Annotated in this window: 5 protein-coding genes and 1 pseudogene; 1 reads left to right on the top strand and 5 read right to left on the bottom strand. The window is 66.6% G+C overall.

Going from position 1 to position 6434, the window contains the following annotated elements; translation table 11 throughout:
• Positions 1 to 764: 764 nt before the first annotated feature.
• The 5 genes from A5699_RS19640 to rpmF all read right to left on the bottom strand — a co-directional run bounded on the left by A5699_RS19640 (position 765) and on the right by rpmF (position 5355).
• Positions 765 to 1331: a molybdenum cofactor biosynthesis protein B gene (locus A5699_RS19640; RefSeq protein WP_369806732.1), complete on the bottom strand. Its 567-nt coding sequence runs from the start codon at positions 1329 to 1331 to the stop codon at positions 765 to 767.
• 8 nt (positions 1332 to 1339) lie between these two features.
• On the bottom strand, positions 1340 to 2686 hold the full coding sequence (locus A5699_RS19635) for a S1C family serine protease (protein ID WP_067772577.1): 1347 nt from the start codon (positions 2684 to 2686) through the stop codon (positions 1340 to 1342).
• 189 nt (positions 2687 to 2875) lie between these two features.
• The gene (locus A5699_RS19630) at positions 2876 to 4333 is read right to left on the bottom strand and encodes a HAMP domain-containing sensor histidine kinase (protein WP_067772575.1); all 1458 of its coding nucleotides are present in this window, start codon (positions 4331 to 4333) and stop codon (positions 2876 to 2878) included.
• Between the two features lie 4 nt (positions 4334 to 4337).
• Complete coding sequence (locus A5699_RS19625; RefSeq protein WP_067772571.1) at positions 4338 to 5024, bottom strand: response regulator transcription factor; 687 nt, start codon at positions 5022 to 5024, stop codon at positions 4338 to 4340.
• Between the two features lie 157 nt (positions 5025 to 5181).
• The gene (rpmF, locus tag A5699_RS19620) at positions 5182 to 5355 is read right to left on the bottom strand and encodes a 50S ribosomal protein L32 (protein WP_003885704.1); all 174 of its coding nucleotides are present in this window, start codon (positions 5353 to 5355) and stop codon (positions 5182 to 5184) included.
• Between the two features lie 229 nt (positions 5356 to 5584).
• On the opposite strand from rpmF, the pseudogene A5699_RS30320 reads away from it, so the two are divergent.
• Positions 5585 to 6028, top strand: a pseudogene (locus A5699_RS30320) (hypothetical protein); the annotation flags it as partial.
• Positions 6029 to 6434 lie beyond the last annotated feature (406 nt).

The following is a 6434-nucleotide window of genomic DNA, read 5'->3' as shown; positions in this document are numbered from 1 at the left end:
GGCCCGCAAAGACCCCCGCAATGGCGGTCACCATCGCGACCAGCACCCGACTGAATGCCTTCATGTTCTCCCTAGCTCTATGCCGGTGGCCCTGACGGGCCACCGAGTATGTGGCTTGGCGTAACAGTCCCCCGCAGACCGTATCGCCGCGCAAGTCTCACATGTGACACCGATTAGGAACTTCACACATTGCTCTTACGCACTGCTCATCGTTGACACGAGGAACATAACGGCAGGGCATAGGGGCGGCAACGCGAACGGAGGCGGACGGCAGTGCAGGCGGTCACTCGATCAAAATTTGCTGAAAACCGGCTCGGAGGTGGCTCGGCACGCCGTGACGCTGGTCTTTGCCCCGCTGGGCAATGCTGTGATGCCGTTCGCTTCGATAACGAGTTGAGGCGCAGAACACTGTGATCTGCCAGCGGTTTCCCGGATCCAGTAGCCGCTCACCTATTTATTGGTGATGGGGCGGAACGTTCCTCCGCAACCACCGGTCGCGGTCGGCGTCGTCGTCCGGCGAAGCGGTGTCACGTTCGTCCGGAGCGATCTCCGGCAGGGCGTCGCCGAAGATCTTGTTAACTGCGTCTCGTGAAAATTTGTTCCGTTCCGCCATGTTGAAGCTCCTTTGTGACGAACATCACATTTGATCATAAATGCTTACGCAAACAGTAATTAACCTGCGGTTCACCAACCGGGCGCCCCGAGGCGCGGTATTCACCCGCAAAACAAAAACGGCGGCCCGTAGGCCGCCGTTTTCGCCGTACTCAGATCTCCAAGCTTGATAGCTGACCGATCACCTGCGCGGCCAGCGGGCCGAGCGTGGCCATCCCGTCGCGCACGGCGGCACGCGACCCGGCGATGTTCACCACCAGCGTGCTGCCCGACACTCCACACAGGCCGCGCGACAACCCGGCGTCGACGATGCCGGCCGACAGCCCCGACCCGCGCAACGCCTCGGCGATGCCAAGCAGCTCACGGTCGAGGATGTCGCGGGTGGCCTCCGGCGTCACATCGCGCGGCGTCACTCCCGTCCCGCCGACCGAGACCACCAGATCCACACCGCCGATCACCGCGGTGTTCAGTGCATTGCGGATCTCGACCTCGTCTGCGGCCACCACCACCACGCCGTCGACGACGAATCCGGCCTCACCCAACAACTCGGTGACCAACGGCCCGCTGTGGTCTTCTTCGCCGTGTGCGGTGCGGTCATCCACGACGACGACGAGCGCCCTGCCCACCAACTCCCCTGGCTGTTCCATGCCTGCAACCGTATATCCGGCAGCAGACAACGGTGTAGCCAGACGCAGCGGCGCCACCGAATCCGGTCCCATCACCGTGCTCACTGCTCGGCCCGCCCGAGCGTGACCTCCACGGTCTGCGGCTTACCGCCCTGGTCGGTGAAGGTCAGCGTGACCTTGTCCCCGGGGGCCTTGGACCGGACCGCCGCCACCAGTGCGTCGGCGCTGCCGATCACGCGATCGTCGACCTTCGTCACCACCACACCGCTGGGTAGACCGGCGGCTGCAGCGGCCCCGCCGTTGGTGACCTCCACGATCTTGGCGCCGTCGGTGGTCCGGTCATTGCTGACCTGCACACCCAGCGAGGCGTGCGAGGCCGTGCCGCGCTGGATCAACTCATCGGCGATCCGCTTGGCCTGATCCACCGGGATGGCGAAGCCCAAGCCGATCGAGCCGCTCTGGGCCTGCGGGGAATCCCCGCCCATCGTGGCGATCGCCGAGTTGATGCCGACCAGTTCACCGTTCATGTTGACCAGCGCACCACCGGAGTTGCCCGGGTTGATGGCCGCGTCGGTCTGGATCGCGTCGAGCACCGTGTTCTGGTTGCGGGTGTCGCCGCCGGCCGCGACGGGACGGTTCAGCGCGCTGATGATGCCGGTGGTGACGGTGCCTTCCAGGCCGAGCGGCGAGCCGATGGCCACGACGTCCTGGCCCACCCGCAGGTTGGCCGACGAGCCGAGCGTGATCGGGGTCAGGTTCGAGACGTCCTGCGCCCGCACCACGGCGATGTCGCTGCTGGGATCGGTACCCACCACCGTGAACGGCTTGGTGGTGCCGTCGGAGAACGTCACCTTAGTCTGGGCGGAGGACGGGGCGGCCCCCGGCGGAAGGGCCGGTGTGCCGGGTTTGGCAGCGGCCTGCACGACGTGGTTGTTGGTCAGGATGAGCCCGTCGGCGGTCAGGATGATGCCCGAGCCTTCCTCCGAGGCGCGGCCCAGATCGGTCTCGAGCTTGACCACGCTCGGCACCACCTTGGCTGCCACCTGCTCGACCGACCCAGGCGGCAAGGCGGCGGCGGGAACTGTGGGCGCGGCGCCGAGGCCCTGGGTGCCCAGCCGCGGATGGTCGTCGTGCACCAGGGTGGCGACGCCACCGCCGACACCGGCTGACACGACGGCGACTGCGAGGGCGCCGGCGACGAGACCGGCCCGGGAGCGTTTCTTGGCCGGGATCGGCTGCGGGCTGGCCGGGATCCGGTACGGGTCATACGGGGCGCGGTAGGCCTGCTGCGGCTGTTGTTGCGGCTGCTGCTGTTGCGGCTGCTGACGCGCATAACGCCAGTCGTACTGCTGCGACTGGTACGGATCTGGACGCGCACCGGCGTATCCGGGGGCGACGCTGCCAGGATGTTGATCCGGCTGCTGGGGGTACCTCGGGTGGTTCGTCATTGTGCTGCGTGCTCTTCTCTTGTAAATGGTCCGGGGTCGGCGCTGGGGCCGACCCGACCCGTATCTCCAACCCTCGTGTCCGTCACTTCGTCAAACGAAGCGGCGGCCACTCTGGTTGCCCAGATGGGCTGAGAATCCACTTAGAGATTCGATCCATCCGCGACTCGTCCCCCGACTGATCCAACTGTCTCACTTTTTCTCCGTGCCGACGGTGTGCCCATCATCGACCGACCGCATGTGTGTCGCGTCGACGTTGGGAATCGGCTGCCCCGGCAGCATCAGGTAGATCGAGGTGCCCGGCGGATCGCCACCCGGCACGGTCTCGTCAATCCGCAGTGCGCCACCGTGTTTCAGCACCACCTGCTGGACGATAGCCAACCCGAGACCTGATCCGGGCATCGCCCTGGCCGCATCCGAACGGTAGAAGCGCTCGAAAACGAGGGCGCGTTCCTGCGGCGGGATGCCGGGCCCCTGATCGGAAACCATCAGCTCGGCATGTGTCGGGTCGATCTGCCGCAGCCGCACCCCGACCCGGCCGCCGGCCGGGCTCCATTTGGCGGCGTTGTCGAGCAGGTTGAGGACGGCTCGCCCGAGCCCGGGCGCATCGCCGAACACCTGCCAGCCGATGACGTCGACATCGAACTCGATGTCGTTGCGGCGCCGCCGGACCCGTTCCAGGCTGCGGTCGACCACCTCGGACATGTCGACCGGTTCCGGCGTGATGCCGCCGGCGTCATCGCGGGTGAGGTCGACGAGGTCGCCGACCAAGGTGGAGAGCTCCTCGATCTGCGCGATCACATCGGCCTGCAGGCCGGCCATCTCGTCCTCGGGCAGCGGCGGTGCCCCCGGGGCCTGCGAGGCCATCAGCAGCTCGACATTGGTGCGCAGCGAGGTCAGCGGTGTCCTCAGCTCGTGCCCGGCATCGGACACCAACCGGGCCTGCCGTTCCCGCGATTCGGCCAGCGCCCGCAGCATCATGTTGAACGCCTCGGTGAGCCGGGCCAACTCGTCGCTGCCGACCACCGGGATGGGCCGCAGGTCATCGGTGCGGGCCACCCGCTCGGCGGCCTCGGTGAGCCGGCCCACCGGCCGCAGTCCGGCTCGGGCCACGGCACCACCGGCCATGGCCGCGACGGCCACACCCACGCCGCCGACGATGAGCAGCACGGTGCCCAGTCTTCGCAGCACTTGGACCGTGGGGGCCAGGCTCTTGGAGATCAACAGGGAGCTGCCGTTGGCCAGGTGCACCGCCAGCACCCGCTGATGGTTGGCGGTGCGCAGCGACATCAGCAGTTCGCCTGAGATGACGTCCTTTTCGGCCTGCCCCAACGGCAGCATCTGGCCCTGCTGGTTGGCGGTGTAGATGGACCGGCCCGGGATCACCAGCATCGCGTTGACGTCGGAGTAGGCGGTGCCCTCGATCGCCTTGCCGGGATCGGCGGCCAGTGAACCGCTCTCGATGAGCAACCGGGCGCGGCTGTGCAGCTGGTTGTCCAGGTCGTCGTAGAGCGCGCGGGACACTACGGCGTAAACGGCGACGGCCATCAGCACCACGACCATGGCCACCATCGACATCGCGAGCATCATCACGCGCCAGCGCAGTGACAGTGAGCTGGTGTTGCGCCAGGTGTTTGCGTTGAGCGCCATCAAATCAGGGGGGAGTTTCGCGCAGCACGTAACCGACGCCCCGCACGGTGTGGATCAGTCGCGGCTCGCCCTCGGCCTCGGTCTTGCGCCGCAGGTACCCGATGTACACCTCGAGGGCGTTGCCGGAGGTCGGGAAGTCGAAACCCCACACCTCTTCGAGGATGCGGCTACGGGTGAGCACCCGGCGCGGGTTGGCGATCAGCATCTCCAGCAGCGAGAACTCGGTGCGGGTGAGGCTGATCTGACGCTGGCCGCGGGTCACCTCACGGGTCACCGGGTCCAGGGTCAGGTCGGAGAACGTCATCTTCTGCGAGTCGGCGCCGTCGTCGGAGACGGTTCGGCGCAGCAACGCCCGCATCCGGGCCAGCAGCTCTTCGAGGGCGAACGGCTTCGGCAGGTAGTCATCGGCCCCGGCGTCCAGACCGGCGACCCGCTCGGACACCGAGTCGCGAGCCGTCAACACCAGGATCGGCAGATCGTCCCCGGTGCTGCGCAGCTGCCGGCACACCTCGAGGCCGTCCAGCCGCGGCATCATCACATCCAGGACCACGGCGTCGGGCCGGTCGTTTGCTATCGATTCGAGAGCTTCGACCCCGTCCTGGGCCAGCTCGACCGAATAACCATTGAAGGAAAGCGACCGGCGCAGGGATTCGCGCACAGCGCGATCGTCGTCAACGACAAGTATGCGCACAGGCACAGTTTCAACCCGCTATCTGAGAGGGGGCTGAGAGGCGCGCCGCAAATTCGCCGAGCGTTTTGCGTGGCCGGGGCGGCCCCGACGGTGGCTGGACACGACAAAAAGCGCTATCACTTACGGATAGCGCTTTTTGGAAAAGGTGCGTGCGGTGTTAGCGCTTGTCGAGGTCGACGAGACCCAGACGAGCGGCCTTGAGCAGACGGCGCGGCACCTTGTGCTGCTGACCGGCGACATTCACGCCGACCAGACCGGTGGCCTCGGCCTTCCACTGCGCGCGCCGGCTACGGGTGTTCGCGCGCGACATTCTGCGCTTGGGCACAGCCATGACGTGCATCTCCTTGCTTTGGGGGTTGCCGCGCGCACGGCAGCGGCAGACGACTGCCCTACAGAGTAACGGGTGACCTGGCGGGCCTCCAAAACGGAGGACGGACCGGGCCGAGCGGGCCTCGCCGGCTCGTCACCGCCGAGATTGCAGTGAGGTACAAAAACCCGGCCGTTTCTGTCCCTGGAATCAATCTCGATGCCGTGTCGGTGCCGCATGCCAGCATTCCGCCATGAGCGGGGTACTGATCGGCAGCGAAGCGTTGGCCAACGGAGTCGTCACACGCAACGACCTCAGGTACCACTACCAACAAATTTTCCCTGACGTATATGTACGCGGCGAACCGACACTGCGTGACCGAACCATCGGTGCCTGGCTTTGGTCGGGCCGCCGGGCGGTGATCGCCGGAGTCGCCGCATCACCACTGCACGGGGCCGCCTACGTCGACGCGGACATCCCCATCGAACTCATCTGGCGCAACGGCAGGCCACCGCACGGATTGATCGTGCGCAACGAGACCTACGCCGAGGACGAGATCAAACGTGTGGCCGGCCTACCGGTGACGACACCGGCACGGACCGCGTTCGATCTGGGGCGTCACCTTCCTCGCGATGAGGCTGTCGGACGGATCGACGCGCTCGCCTGGACCCTGCAGGTCCGTGTCGACGATGTCGTCCTCGGCGATCACCCGAATGACGATCCAGCCCAGCGCTTCCAGCTTGCGCAACGTCTTCTGGTCCTGCACGTAACGCCTGCGATCGGACTGGTGAAAGATTCCGTCGTAGTTGACTGCGACGCCGTATTGTTCCCAGCCCATATCCATGATCGCGATGCGGCGGCGGGCGTGGATCACCGTGATCTGGGTCTGCTCGGGAGGCATTCCGGCGTCGGTCAACTGCAGTCGCAGCCAGGTTTCCCGCGGGGAATCGGCACCCGCGTCGACCAGCGGCAGCGCGACCCGCAGCGCCCGGATCCCGCGAGCCCTCGGATAGCGTTCGATCAGCGGGACGACATCGTCGACACGGACCTGCAGGGTCCAGGCGAGCGCGTCGATCCGTCCGACAGCCTCATCGCGAGGAAGG

It is taken from the genome of Mycobacterium sp. E802, from assembly GCF_001666875.1.
Lineage (GTDB): Bacteria > Actinomycetota > Actinomycetes > Mycobacteriales > Mycobacteriaceae > Mycobacterium.
Note: the sequence above shows the minus strand (reverse complement) of the source record. Positions and strands in the feature narration are given on the sequence as shown.